Genomic DNA, 12,372 nt, shown 5'->3' with positions numbered 1-12,372 from the left:
TCAACAACTTCTCAGGCTAATAATAATATGACCGACAGTAGCCAAAGCGCGATGCCGCCCGCCAAGGGCAGTGCGGTGAAGGGAACCGCCTTCTCCATCCTTGGCGCCATCAGCGTGTCTCACCTGCTCAACGATATGATCCAGTCGCTGATCCTGGCGATCTACCCGATCCTGCAAGCCGATTTCCACCTCAGCTTCGTGCAGATCGGCATGATCACCCTGACCTATCAGCTAACCGCCTCGCTGCTGCAGCCGCTGATCGGGTATTACACCGATAAACACCCGCAGCCTTACTCGTTACCGATCGGCATGGGCTTTACCCTGTCCGGCCTGCTGCTGCTGTCGGTGGCGAGCACCTTCCCGCTGGTGCTGCTGGCGGCGGCGCTGGTGGGCACCGGCTCATCGGTCTTCCACCCGGAATCCTCGCGCGTGGCGCGCATGGCCTCCGGCGGACGACACGGCCTGGCGCAGTCGCTGTTCCAGGTCGGCGGCAACTTCGGCAGCTCGCTCGGCCCGCTGCTGGCCGCGCTGATCATCGCGCCTTACGGCAAAGGCAACGTCGCCTGGTTCACGCTGGCGGCACTGCTGGCGATCGTGGTATTGCTGCAGGTCAGCAAGTGGTATCAACATCAGCACCGGGCAACTAAAGGGCAGCCGAAAAGCCCGTCGATGCTGAAACCGCTGCCAAAACGTACCGTTGCCTACTCGCTGGGCATTCTTCTGGTGCTAATTTTCTCCAAATACTTCTACTTGGCCAGCATTAGCAGCTATTACACCTTTTATCTGATACATAAGTTCGGCGTTTCAGTGCAGAATGCGCAAATTCATCTGTTCGCCTTCCTGTTCGCGGTAGCAGCTGGCACCATTATCGGCGGGCCTCTTGGCGATAAGATAGGGCGTAAATACGTTATTTGGGGCTCTATTCTCGGCGCTGCGCCATTTACCCTTGTTTTACCCTATGCATCACTCTATTGGACCGGCATTTTAACGGTGATCATCGGGGTTATTCTCGCCTCGGCGTTCTCCGCCATTCTGGTCTACGCTCAGGAGCTTATCCCCGGTAAAGTCGGCATGGTTTCCGGCTTATTCTTCGGTTTTGCTTTCGGTATGGGCGGGTTAGGCGCGGCAGTTCTTGGTTATGTCGCCGATTTAACCAGTATCGAACTGGTCTACCAAATCTGTGCTTTCCTACCGCTGATCGGCATTATTACCGCGCTACTGCCCAATATGGAGCATAAACCGCAATAACCCCGCGAACCGCCCGGATGAAATTATTTATTCATCCGGGTTATCCTACGGATAAATCAATGTTATTTGGCTTATCTGACACAAAACTCCCTTATTGCCCCGCCTTAAGTGAAATCCTCTGCTTTTTTACAAAAAAGGCCAAATTAGCCAAGCAAGCCGCGAACAAATGCAATAAACTAAATGTATCTTTTCGTAACTTTGTTGCGTTTCTCCCGTGCCGCGATGCATAGCCAGAAGGAGTATGGATGCATAATTCAACACCGCTCATTACCACCATCGTCGGAGGGTTAGTACTCGCCTTCCTCCTCGGCATGCTGGCGAACCGCCTGCGCATCTCCCCTCTGGTGGGGTATCTGGCCGCAGGGGTACTCGCCGGCCCGTTCACCCCCGGTTTCGTTGCTGATACCTCACTGGCGCCGGAACTGGCGGAAATCGGCGTTATCCTGTTGATGTTCGGTGTTGGCCTGCACTTCTCTTTGAAAGACCTCCTCGCAGTAAAATCTATCGCCATACCCGGCGCCGTGGCGCAGATAGCCGTCGCTACCCTGCTCGGCATGGGGCTGTCCAAGCTGCTCGGCTGGGATCTGATCTCCGGGCTGGTGTTCGGCCTCTGTCTCTCCACCGCCAGCACCGTGGTGCTGCTGCGCGCGCTGGAGGAACGGCAGCTGATCGACAGCCAGCGCGGGCAAATCGCCATCGGCTGGCTGATCGTCGAAGATTTGGCGATGGTGCTGACGCTGGTGTTACTACCGGCCTTCGGCAACATGCTGGGCAACAACAACGCCAGCAGCGGCCAACTGCTGATGGAGCTGGCGCTGACCATCGGCAAGGTCATCGCCTTCATCGCGCTGATGATCGTGGTCGGCCGCCGTCTGGTACCGTGGATCCTGTCGAAAACCGCCAGCACCGGCTCGCGCGAACTGTTCACCCTGGCGGTATTGGCGCTGGCGCTCGGCATCGCCTACGGCGCGGTGAAACTGTTCGACGTCTCCTTCGCCCTGGGCGCCTTCTTCGCCGGCATGGTGCTGAACGAGTCCGAACTGAGCCACCGCGCGGCGCACGATACCCTGCCGCTGCGCGACGCGTTCGCGGTGCTGTTCTTCGTCTCGGTCGGCATGCTGTTCGATCCGATGATCGTGATTAACGAACCGCTGGCGGTGCTGGCGACGCTGGCGATCATCGTGTTCGGCAAATCCGCCGCTGCGTTCCTGCTGGTGAAAATGTTCGGCCACTCCAAGCGCACCGCGCTGACCATCTCCGCCAGCCTGGCACAGATCGGCGAGTTCGCCTTTATTCTGGCGGGCCTCGGCATCACGCTCGGCATGATGTCGGAACACGGTCGCAATCTGGTGCTGGCAGGCGCTATCCTGTCGATCATGCTCAACCCGCTGTTGTTCACCCTGCTGGAGCGCTATCTGGCCAAGACCGAAACCATCGAAGAGCAAATCCTCGAAGAGGCGGTGGAAGAAGAGAAGCAGATCCCGGTAGAGATGTGCAACCATGCGCTGGTGGTCGGCTACGGCCGCGTCGGCAGCCTGCTGGGCGGCAAACTGGCCGAGGCGGGCATTCCGCTGGTGGTGATCGAAAACTCCCGCCCGCGGGTGGAAGCGCTGCGCGAGCAAGGCATTAAGACGGTGTTGGGCAACGCCGCCAATCCGGAAGTGATGGATCTGGCGCGGCTCGACTGCGCACGCTGGCTGCTGCTGACTATCCCCAACGGCTATGAGGCCGGCGAGATCGTCGCCTCGGCGCGCGCCAAGCGCCCGAACATCGAGATCATCGCCCGCGCCCACTACGACGACGAGGTGGCCTACATCACCGATCGCGGCGCCAATCAGGTAGTGATGGGCGAACGGGAGATCGCCAACAGCATGCTGAACATCCTGCAGCTGGACACCCTGAGCGAAGAAGAAAAAATGGGCGGCTGCCCGATCTGAAACGCCCCGCGCGCACAAAAAAAGGTCCGGCATGCCGGACCTTTTCTTTTTCAGCGGGTTAACGCTCCCAGTAAGACTCTTCCAGGCTGTCTTCGCGCTCCGGCAGGCCGCGAGTGAGGCGCGGCGAATGCTGGTTCAACACCTGGTAGCTGACGCGGTTGGCGTATTTGCACACCTGCGCCAATGAGGAGTATGTCAGGTAACTGCGCACGTGCTTGCTGGAATTCGGCACGTTATGGCGGTGATAGCCGTTGGCGGCGATATCGTGCAGCAACGCCGACAGTGCGCCGTCGCCGGCGCCGTTGGTGTTCATGATCCTCTCGGGGCCGCCCATATAAGGCGCGATGTGCGAATAAACGCGCAGCGGATTTTCACAGTGTTCGCGGCGCATGGCGCGGCTGAATTCGTAGCGGTTGAACTCGGCGATATGCCCCGGCAGCAGCGGGTGCTGGGTCTGGCGCTTGTTGGCTTCTTCGGTGTAACCCGCCATATACAGGCCGTTCGGCCCGGCGGTGCACAGCACCAGATCCACCCACTCCAGCGCCATGTCCGAGGCGGTCAGCGGATCGCTCAGCCCGGTCAGCTCCAGCGCTTCGTCTTCATTCATCGCCAGAATCGTCACGTTTTCCTTCAGGAAGTCGCGCCACCACTGCGGGTTGTCGGCGATCACGTACTTGGTGCCCAGCGTCAACACCACCGGCACGTCGTGTTTTTTGGCATATTCGATCGCCTGCAGGGTAGCGGCCTTCATCGGCTCCCCCTCCTTACAGCGCACCAGATAAGAGCTCAGCACCAGCGCCGACGCGCCGGCGATCACCTCTTCAGGAATGCTTTCCGGGCGCAGCTGGTTCATTTGGCCAGGGTTGATGGCGAAGGTGCGCTCGCCGCTTTCCCCGATCAGCGTGAAGCAGCGGCCGATGGCGCCGTCTACGCCCTGCAGATAGTTGAGATCGGTACGGCTGGAGGTATTGCACAGGTAACGGTAAGCGTAGCTGCCGATTTTCACGTTGCTGCACATCACGCCGAGCAGCACCGAGCGATCGTCCGCCAGCACCGAATAGTTGTGCATGGTGTTACCGATGGTGCCGCCGGCGAACTGATGGGTAACCAGGTTGTTTTCGTTCAGTTCCTGATACAGCGCCTCGGCGACGTCGTCTTCGATCACCAGAGAGTGGCCCAGGCTCAGGCCGTAGCGCTGGACAAAAGCGTCGTCCACTTTCGCCTCGATATCCACCAGCGTCTGATCGATGCCGACGATATACGAGGTGCTGATTTCACTTTCGGGCTGAGCCTGCTGCAGAAGCGGATCGCGGGCGCTCACCGGGAAATAGTGTTTGGACTTGCGTTTACCAGGAAATTTCATGTGATTGGCGGTGGTGACGGTTTAACAAGCGGAGAATGTTAACACATCCCCGCCCGATCACGATGCATCTAATAGACAGATTATGGATGATTACAGGCGCTGCGCCACCAGCTGCTGCATCATATCGATATGCGCCGGCTCGTCGTTCAACGCCGAGATATATTCAAACTTCTCGCCGCCGGCCTTGAGGAAGATCTCGCGGTTCTGTTCTTTGATCTCTTCCAGCGTTTCCAGGCAGTCCGCCGAGAAACCGGGGCAAATCAGCTGAATGTGCTTCACGCCCTGCGCCGGCAGCCCCTTCAGGGTCTCATCGGTGTATGGCGTCAGCCACGGCTCGCGGCCAAAGCGCGATTGGTACGTCATCATCACGCGCTCCGGCGCCAGCGGCAGCGTGGCGCTCAGCGCACGCAGCGTATCCTCGCAGCGCTGCGGGTAGTCGTCGCCCAGGCGCGCATAGCGTTTGGGGATGCCGTGGAACGACAGCACCAGCCGATCCGGCTGGCCGTGCTCGGCGAACGAGCGCTCCACGCTTTGCTGCAGCGCGGCGATATAGGCCGGGTGTTCGGCGTAATCGCGGATGAAGGCCACCGACGGCAAGCGGCGATAGCCTTTCAGCACTCGCGCTACGCCATCCCATACCGCCGCGCTGGTGGAACAGGAGTATTGCGGGTAGAGCGGCAGCACCACCAGGTTGGTCACACCTTGCGCCAGCAGCTTGTCGATGGCTTCCGCCAAACTTGGCGAGCCGTAGCTCATTCCCAGCTCCACCGGCGTATTCGGCATGCGCGCCGCCAGCGCCCGCTGTTGGCGGCGGCTGTATACCAGCAGCGGCGAGCCTTCTTCCATCCACACCGACTGATAGAGCTTCGCCACGCGCGGCGAGCGGATCGGCAGGATCGCGCCGTTGAGGATCGGCCACCAGATCAGCGGCGCCGTGTCGACCACGCGATCGTCACTGAGGAATTCCTTCAGATAGCGTTTGACCGCCGACGAGGTCGGCGCATCTGGTGTGCCCAGGTTCACCAGCAATACGCCGTGTTTCTCTTGCTTCATCTCAGTTCCCCTCATTTCCTTTCCGGCCGGCATTCCGTTCTGGGTCGGGATGTCAGCAGCCATTAATGCCGGCTATTGTAACGGAAAAGTCCTGCGTCGGAACCGATAACAGCAACAGGCTATCCCTGTGGGCTTCCCCCTTGCGCCAGTTGCCATACCGCCGCCACGTTGCGCGCCGTCACCTGCAGATTGCGATCGGCGTCCGCCAGCGCGTCTTCCAGCGTCACGATGCGATCGAGCACCGAAAACGCCGCATCGATGCCGTGTTGATGCACCACCGAATAATCCGGCGTCAGGCTGCCGGCGATGGCGATCACCGGCACGCCGTGACGCTTGGCCACTCGCGCCACGCCGATCGGCGTTTTGCCGTGGATCGACTGGCTGTCCAGCCGCCCTTCGCCGGTGATCACCAAGTCGGCATCGCGCACCGCTTCATCCAGGCGCAGGGTTTCGGTGACAATCTCGATGCCCGGCCGCAAGCGCGCTTCGAGCATGCCAAGCAGCGCCGCCCCCATGCCGCCCGCCGCGCCCGCCCCTGGCTGGGTCAGCACGGCGCGGCCGGTTTCCCGCTCCAGCAGTTCGCCATAGTGATGCAGCGCCGCATCGAGCTGGGCCACCATCTCCGGCGTCGCCCCCTTCTGCGGCCCGAACACCGCCGACGCGCCCTTTTCGCCGCACAGCGGGTTATCCACGTCGCAGGCGGCGGTTACGCTCACCCGTTGCCAACGCGCGTCCAGCCCGGCGAGATCGAGATGCGCCAGCTGCGCCAGTGCCGCACCGCCCACCGGCAGCGGCCGGCGATCCTTATCCAGCAATTTAACGCCCAGCGCCTGCATCATCCCAGCGCCGCCGTCGTTGGTGGCGCTGCCGCCGATGCCGAGAATGATCGCCTTCACGCCGCGCTCCAGCGCCGCCAGCATCAGCTCACCGGTGCCGTAACTGGTGGTGATGCGCGGATCGCGCCGGTTGGGCGGCGCCAAATGCAGCCCGGAAGCGGCGGCCATTTCAATCACCGCGGTTTCGCCGTCGCCCAGCAGGCCATAAAATCCCAACACCGGCTCCCCCAGCGGCCCGGTGACCGTCACCTGGACGATTTCGCCGCCGGTGGCCGCCACCATCGACTCCACTGTGCCTTCGCCGCCGTCCGCCATCGGCAGCTTCACGTAGTGCGCCTGCGGGTAAATTTGGCGGAATCCCCGCTCGATGGCGTCAGCGACGCCGAGCGCGCTCAGGCTCTCTTTGAAAGAATCCGGGGCAATAACCACTTTTTTCAGCGTTTTCATCACTGTTCCTTATCCCGCCAGGTTAAATACGCCAAACATCAGCGCCGAGATTGCCGCAATGGTGAACCCCACCAGCGTTTCATACGGCAGCAGCTTCAGCCGCTCGTGCACCGCCATATTGACGCTGCCGCCGGTGGCGTGGAAGAAGCTGCCGTGCGGCAGGTGATCCAGCACCGTGGCGCCCGCATGGATCATCGCCGCACCGGCCAATCCGCTCACCCCCAGCTCGAGCAGCGTGGAGCTGAACACCCCGGAAGCCACGGCGGTGCCGGCGGTGGTCGAGGCGGTCGCCATCGACATCAGCGCGCCGGACAGCGGCGCCAGCAGCCAGGCCGGTAGCCCGGTGTGCGTCAAACCGTTAATCAAGACATCCTTCAGCGCCGAGTTGGCGATAATGCCCGCCAGCGTGCCGGTGCCGAGCAGCATAATCGCCACCGGCGCCATGCGCGACAGGCCGGAAACCATAAACTGATTGCACTGGCGGATGCGCCCCATCAGCAGCGCGCCCGCCAACCCGCCAGCAGGCAGCGCGATCAGCGGATCGACGGCGATACCGGCGATCGGCCGCAGCGACAGCAGCAGGATCGCCACCAGCGGCGCGCTGATCGCCGCAGCGAAGCCCGGCCGCGCCCCTTCGGCATGCTGAGTCAGCTCTTCAGCCATCACCCTGCCGCCTTTATCGCTCAGGCGGCGCGCCAGCAGATAGGCCACCACCAGGCCGCACAGCCCCGGCACGATGCCGGCCATCATCACCGAAGTGAGCGGCACGTGGAAGTTGTCCGCCGCCGCGATGGTGTTCGGGTTGGGAGACATCACGTTGCCGGCCTTGCCGCCGCCGATCATCGCCAGCAGGATCGCCGCGCGTGAAATGCCGGCCCTCTGGGCGATCGACAGCGCGATCGGCGCGACGGTGATCACCGCCACATCGATAAACACCCCCACCGCCGTCAGGATCAGTGTAGCCACCGCCAGCGCCAGCAGCGCGCGGGTTTCGCCCACTTTGCGCACGATGGTTTCGGCGACGGTGTGCGCCGCGCCGGATTCGATCAGCACCCCGGCCAATACCCCCGCCGCCAGAATGCGCATCACGGCGTTGGTGATGCCCTGCGCCCCGCCGATCATCAGCGTTACGGTCTGCACCAGATCGGCGCCGCCGCACAGCCCGCCCGCCAGCGCGCCGGCAATCATGCCGTAAGCCGGCGGCACCTTGCGTAGGATCAGAACGATGGCGACGGCTAACGCCACCAGCGCTCCCAGAGTGGATACGGTTGTCATTGTTGTTTTCTCCGTGGTTGATGTGCAGGCCAACATATCCCGCGCGCCCGGCGTTGACCTGAGGGGAAACAACAAAAAATCGCCGAAGGAACGGCGAGAAATTTGTGGGTTGGCACAACTCAGTCGTGCATCAGCATGCCGATATACAACCGCAGAGCGTCGGTTAATTGATTGATTTTCATGCCGGTTATGGCTTCGATGCGCTGCAGGCGGTAGCGCAGGGTATTGACGTGAATATGCAGCTGCGCGGCGGCCTGCGTCTGATCACAATTCTGCGAAAAATAGTGGCGCAGCGTGGCGCGCAGCACGCCTTTTTCATCCTGTTCGCCCAGCGTCCGCCAGGGGCGCCCCAGCTCTTGCGCTCGCCAGTCCTCCCCGAGATCGCACAGCAGCGACGGCAGCGGATAGTCGTGGTAGAACAGCGTGGCGTGACGCAGTTTCAGGCGCTGCGCCATTGCCTGGGTGGCACGCGCCGTCAGGCTGGAACGGTAGGCGCTTTGCGGATCGTCATAAAAACCGCCGACGATCAGCCGCACCCGAAAGCGGTGTTTTAGCTGGTTTTGCAAACGCTGCGCCTGCTGGCGCTCCAGCTTCAAACTCCATTCGCCCTGAGCCATGCAGGCCGGGCGCAACAGGGTCATTTCATTGAAGCCGGTAATGGCGATCAACGCGTCGCGCTGGGTGGCCTCCAGCTCCGCCAACAGCTCACGCAGCAGGTGCGGCTGCGCCTCTTGCAGCTCGACGATCCAGACGATGCGCGCCTGGCGCAGATCCAATCCCAGATACGCCGCCATCGCTTCCAGCGACGCCGTGTTCGGCTGCGGCTGCAGCAGCTGATTCGCCAGCTCTTCCCGGTAACGTTTTTCCCACTGGTGCTGATCCAGCAGCGCCGCCTGCTCCACCATCATCTCCGCCGCCATCTTCACCAGCTCGGCATAGGCGCGCACCTCGGCCGGCTCGCCGGAGATGCCGATCACCCCCACCCGCTGATTGCGAAAGCTGAACGGCAGGTTGATGCCGGGCCGCACGCCCTTCAGGTGTTCGGCGGTGGCGCGGTCGATTTCCACCACCCGGTTCTCCGCCAGCGCCAGCACCGCGCCTTCATGACGCTGGAACAGGCGCTGCGGGTTGCCGGAGGCGATGATCACGCCGTTGCTGTCCATCACGTTGACGGAATGGCTGATGATGCCCATCGCCCGCTGGACGATCTGGCGCGCGGTGGCTTCCGCCAGAAGATTGGTTTGTCTGAGCATGCCCGGCTCCCTGCTGAGGGTGAAAACGCAGGCTTGTTATACGCCATTTGGCGCGGGCGATTAACGGGCACGGCCGCAACAAGCTGCCGCGATCACAATTTGGCGGGAAAACGGCAAAAAAAAACGCCGGACCACAGGCCCGGCGTCATGCACTGCCAGTTTGCTATCAACCGAGGATAGTCGCCAGCTCTGCGCTCACTTCGGCCACCTTGCGGGTGCCGTCGATTTTGCGGTATTGGGTGTTGCCCGCTGCCGCTTCTTTGCTGTAGTAAGAGATCAGCGGCGCGGTCATCTGATGGTATTCCACCAGGCGCTTGCGCACGGTCTCTTCCTGATCGTCCTTGCGCGTGGTCAGCTCTTCGCCGGTCACGTCGTCTTTGCCTTCCACCTGCGGCGGGTTGAACTTCACGTGGTAGACGCGGCCGGACGGCGCGTGTACGCGGCGGCCAACGATGCGGTCAACGATCAGCTCGTCCGGCACGTCGAACTCCAGCACGAAGTCCACGTTGATGCCGGCTTCTTTCATCGCGTCAGCCTGCGGAATGGTGCGTGGGAAGCCGTCCAGCAGGAAGCCCTTGCGGCAATCTTCCTGCGTGATGCGCTCTTTGACCAGCGCGATCACCAGCTCATCGGTCACCAGCTTGCCGGCGTCCATGATCTCTTTCGCCTGCTTGCCCAGTTCACTGCCGGCCTTCACGGCTGCGCGCAACATGTCACCGGTGGAGATTTGCGGAATGCCGTATTTCTCCATGATGAATTGAGCCTGAGTACCTTTACCAGCGCCCGGAGCGCCCAGCAGAATGATACGCATTGCGTAAATCCCCTTGCTATGTAGTTTTTATAAAATTGCGAAAACGCTCAACGATACCATTTCAGGGGGGGCAGGCTCAAGGCGCGCGAAGGAAATCGATTGCGGAATGTGCAAAAAAACGGACGAACAAAAGGCAAGAAAAAGCGGGGAAAAACCGGAAATACGCCCCTAACGGTGCCGTTAAGGGCGCATATCTTCAGCTTTTATGCGGACAGCAACTTATTCATGCGACGGATGAACAAGTTCGGATCCTCCAGCGTGCCGCGTTCAGCCAGCAGCGCCTGATCCAATAACAGGTCGATCCATTCGGCGAAATGTTCGTTATCGCCCACGTCGGATGCTCGTTTGACCAGCGCATGCTCGGGATTAAGCTCGAAAATGTACTTCACTTCCGGCGCCTGCTGACCGGCGGCGGCGAACAGCTTGGCCATCTGGGTGCTCATTTCGTCGGCGTCGGTCACCACGATCGCCGGCGTATCGGTCAGGCGGTGCGTCAGGCGTACATCCTTCACACGCTCGCCCAGCAGGGTTTTCACACGTTCGATGAACGGTTCCAACTGCTTCTCGGCCGCCTTCTGCTCTTCGGTTTCATCCGCCAGTTTATCCAGCGTTTCATCCGCTTTGCTGACCGACTGGAACGGCTTGCCGTCGAACTCGGTCAGGTAGCTCATCATCCACTCGTCGATGCGATCGGACAACAGCAACACTTCGATGCCTTTCTTGCGGAACAGCTCCAGATGCGGGCTGCTCTTGGCGGCGGCGTAGCTGTCGGCGGTGATGTAGTAAATCTTTTCCTGCCCTTCCGCCATGCGGCCGACGTACTCTTCCAGCGACACGGTCTGCGCCGAGCTGTCGCCGTGGGTGGTCGCGAAGCGCAGCAGTTTGGCGATCGCTTCCTGGTTGCCGTTGTCTTCCGCCGGGCCTTCTTTCAGCACCAGACCGAACTGCTGCCAGAATTTCTGGTAGCCTTCGGCGTCGTCTTTGGCCAGCTTATCCAGCATCTGCAGCACACGCTTGGTCAGCGCACCGCGCAGGTTCTGCGTCACACGGCTGTCTTGCAGGATCTCGCGCGACACGTTCAGCGGCAGATCGTTGGAATCGATCAGGCCGCGCACGAAGCGCAGGTAGTTCGGCATGAACTGCTCGGCGTCGTCCATGATGAACACGCGCTGCACGTACAGCTTCAGGCCGTGTTTGTGATCGCGGTTCCACATGTCCCACGGCGCCTGCGCCGGGATATACAGCAGGCTGGTGTACTCCTGCTTGCCTTCCACCCGGTTGTGGCTCCAGCTCAGCGGATCGGTGAAGTCATGGGCGATGTGTTTGTAGAACTCTTTGTACTCTTCGTCGGTGACGTCAGCCTTGCTGCGGGTCCACAGGGCCTGCGCCTTGTTGATCTTCTCCCAGGTGACGGTGCCGTCTTCTTCGTTCTTGCTTTCGATCTCTACCGGCAGGGCGATGTGATCAGAATATTTGCCGATCACCGAGCGCAAGCGCCAGGCGTCGAGGTACTCATCTTCGCCTTCGCGCAGATGCAGGGTGATTTCGGTGCCGCGGGTCTCTTTGGTGATGTCGGCGATGGTGTAGTCGCCTTCACCGGCGGACTCCCAGAACACGCCTTCGTCATCGGCGGCGCCGGCAGCGCGGGTGCGCACGGTCACTTTGTCCGCCACGATGAACGCCGAGTAGAAACCGACACCGAACTGGCCGATCAGCTGGCTGTCTTTCGCCTGATCTGAACCGATGGATTCCAGGAACGCTTTGGTGCCCGATTTGGCGATGGTGCCGAGGTTTTCGATCACTTCTTCGCGGCGCATGCCGATACCGTTGTCGGCGATGGTCAGGGTGCGCTGCTCTTTATCGAAGGACAAGCGCACGCGCAGCTCGCCGTCGCCGGCATACAGCTCTGGCGCGGACAGGGCGCGGAAGCGCAGCTTGTCGGCGGCGTCAGAGGCGTTGGAAATCAGCTCGCGCAGGAAAATTTCTTTGTTGGAGTACAGCGAATGGATCATCAAATGAAGCAGCTGTTTTACTTCAGACTGGAACCCGCGGGTTTCTTGACCTTTCATACTCATTGATTACCTCAAAAGACAATGGCTACCAAAATCGAACAATGAGGATCAGATGAGGGTCAGGGTCTTGTTTTTCA

General features: G+C 61.1%; 9 protein-coding genes. 2 read left to right on the top strand and 7 right to left on the bottom strand.

Features of this window, described 5'->3' with window-relative positions; genetic code table 11:
• Positions 1–27: 27 nt before the first annotated feature.
• Entirely contained in the window at positions 28–1,248 is a 1,221-nt protein-coding gene (locus WA302_RS01360) for an MFS transporter (RefSeq protein WP_049206191.1), read from the top strand.
• 245 nt (positions 1,249–1,493) lie between these two features.
• Positions 1,494–3,185 (top strand): YbaL family putative K(+) efflux transporter, encoded by a 1,692-nt coding sequence (gene ybaL / locus WA302_RS01355; protein ID WP_025301798.1) that lies wholly within the window; start codon positions 1,494–1,496, stop codon positions 3,183–3,185.
• 58 nt (positions 3,186–3,243) lie between these two features.
• On the opposite strand, the gene WA302_RS01350 is transcribed toward ybaL, so the two are convergent.
• The 7 genes from WA302_RS01350 to htpG all read right to left on the bottom strand — a co-directional run bounded on the left by WA302_RS01350 (position 3,244) and on the right by htpG (position 12,292).
• Entirely contained in the window at positions 3,244–4,548 is a 1,305-nt protein-coding gene (locus tag WA302_RS01350; RefSeq protein WP_025301797.1) for an inosine/guanosine kinase, read from the bottom strand.
• A gap of 90 nt (positions 4,549–4,638) precedes the next feature.
• Positions 4,639–5,601, bottom strand: a complete 963-nt coding sequence (gene hemH / locus WA302_RS01345) for a ferrochelatase (protein ID WP_004940253.1) — start codon at positions 5,599–5,601, stop codon at positions 4,639–4,641.
• A 119-nt stretch (positions 5,602–5,720) separates the two neighbouring features.
• Positions 5,721–6,884 carry a glycerate kinase gene (locus tag WA302_RS01340; protein ID WP_025301796.1) on the bottom strand — a complete coding sequence of 388 codons (1,164 nt, stop codon included), beginning with the start codon at positions 6,882–6,884 and terminating at the stop codon, positions 5,721–5,723.
• Between the two features lie 9 nt (positions 6,885–6,893).
• A complete protein-coding gene (locus tag WA302_RS01335) occupies positions 6,894–8,159 on the bottom strand; it encodes a GntP family permease (protein WP_261456727.1) in 1,266 nt (421 codons plus the stop codon).
• A gap of 119 nt (positions 8,160–8,278) precedes the next feature.
• Entirely contained in the window at positions 8,279–9,412 is a 1,134-nt protein-coding gene (locus WA302_RS01330; RefSeq protein WP_025301794.1) for a sugar diacid recognition domain-containing protein, read from the bottom strand.
• 166 nt (positions 9,413–9,578) lie between these two features.
• Positions 9,579–10,223: an adenylate kinase gene (gene adk, locus WA302_RS01325; protein WP_025301793.1), complete on the bottom strand. Its 645-nt coding sequence runs from the start codon at positions 10,221–10,223 to the stop codon at positions 9,579–9,581.
• A 203-nt stretch (positions 10,224–10,426) separates the two neighbouring features.
• On the bottom strand, positions 10,427–12,292 hold the full coding sequence (gene htpG / locus WA302_RS01320) for a molecular chaperone HtpG (RefSeq protein ID WP_038628970.1): 1,866 nt from the start codon (positions 12,290–12,292) through the stop codon (positions 10,427–10,429).
• Positions 12,293–12,372: the final 80 nt, after the last annotated feature.

This window comes from Serratia sp. 201 (assembly GCF_037027545.1).
Taxonomy (GTDB): domain Bacteria; phylum Pseudomonadota; class Gammaproteobacteria; order Enterobacterales; family Enterobacteriaceae; genus Serratia; species Serratia bockelmannii.
This window is presented reverse-complemented; position numbering and strand designations above follow the sequence as displayed.

Bases quoted from the DNA above. Each gene is read 5' to 3' on its own strand.
- WA302_RS01360 (WP_049206191.1), top strand. From the start codon at position 28: ATGACCGACAGTAGCCAAAGCGCGATGCCGCCCGCCAAGGGCAGTGCG.
- ybaL (WP_025301798.1), top strand. From the start codon at position 1,494: ATGCATAATTCAACACCGCTCATTACCACCATCGTCGGAGGGTTAGTA.
- WA302_RS01350 (WP_025301797.1), bottom strand. From the start codon at position 4,548: ATGAAATTTCCTGGTAAACGCAAGTCCAAACACTATTTCCCGGTGAGC.
- hemH (WP_004940253.1), bottom strand. From the start codon at position 5,601: ATGAAGCAAGAGAAACACGGCGTATTGCTGGTGAACCTGGGCACACCA.
- WA302_RS01340 (WP_025301796.1), bottom strand. From the start codon at position 6,884: ATGAAAACGCTGAAAAAAGTGGTTATTGCCCCGGATTCTTTCAAAGAG.
- WA302_RS01335 (WP_261456727.1), bottom strand. From the start codon at position 8,159: ATGACAACCGTATCCACTCTGGGAGCGCTGGTGGCGTTAGCCGTCGCC.
- WA302_RS01330 (WP_025301794.1), bottom strand. From the start codon at position 9,412: ATGCTCAGACAAACCAATCTTCTGGCGGAAGCCACCGCGCGCCAGATC.
- adk (WP_025301793.1), bottom strand. From the start codon at position 10,223: ATGCGTATCATTCTGCTGGGCGCTCCGGGCGCTGGTAAAGGTACTCAG.
- htpG (WP_038628970.1), bottom strand. From the start codon at position 12,292: ATGAAAGGTCAAGAAACCCGCGGGTTCCAGTCTGAAGTAAAACAGCTG.